The following is a 520-nucleotide window of genomic DNA, read 5'->3' on the forward strand; positions in this document are numbered from 1 at the left end:
GGTCGGGTTGAACTCGGCATCCTTGACGTGGAACATCCGGATGCGATCCTTGTAGATGTCGATGTTGTCGAGATAGTCGAGGCACTGCAGCACATAGTGCGAGGGGTCGTAGAGCATGTTGGCGCGGCCATGGTTGCCGGTGCGCTCTAAAAACATCTCGAAGGTGATGCCGTCGTGCAGGTCCTCGCCCGGATGGATCTCGTAGCAGATGTCGACGCCGCAATCCTCGGCATGGTCGAGGATCGGTTTCCAGCGCCGCCCCAGTTCGTCGAAGGCGGTCTCGACCAGGCCGGCCGGCCGCTGCGGCCAGGGATAGACGAACGGCCAGGCAAGCGCGCCGGAGAAGCTCGCCATCGCATTAAGCCCGAGGTTCTTCGACGCCGTCAGCGCCATCTTCACCTGCTCGACCGCCCATTGCTGCCGTGCCCCAGGATTGCCGCGCACTTCCGGCACGGCAAAACCGTCGAACACCTCGTCATAGGCCGGATGGGTGGCGACCAGCTGGCCCTGCAGATGGGTC

Annotated in this window: 1 protein-coding gene; it reads right to left on the bottom strand. The window is 63.3% G+C overall.

The annotated features are described in order from the left end of the window. Positions 1 to 520 (bottom strand): sugar phosphate isomerase/epimerase (locus C6558_RS39065; protein WP_146161015.1); only part of this gene is annotated, 520 nt, incomplete at both ends.

Source organism: Ensifer sp. NM-2 (assembly GCF_003024455.1).
Taxonomy (GTDB): domain Bacteria; phylum Pseudomonadota; class Alphaproteobacteria; order Rhizobiales; family Rhizobiaceae; genus Ensifer; species Ensifer canadensis.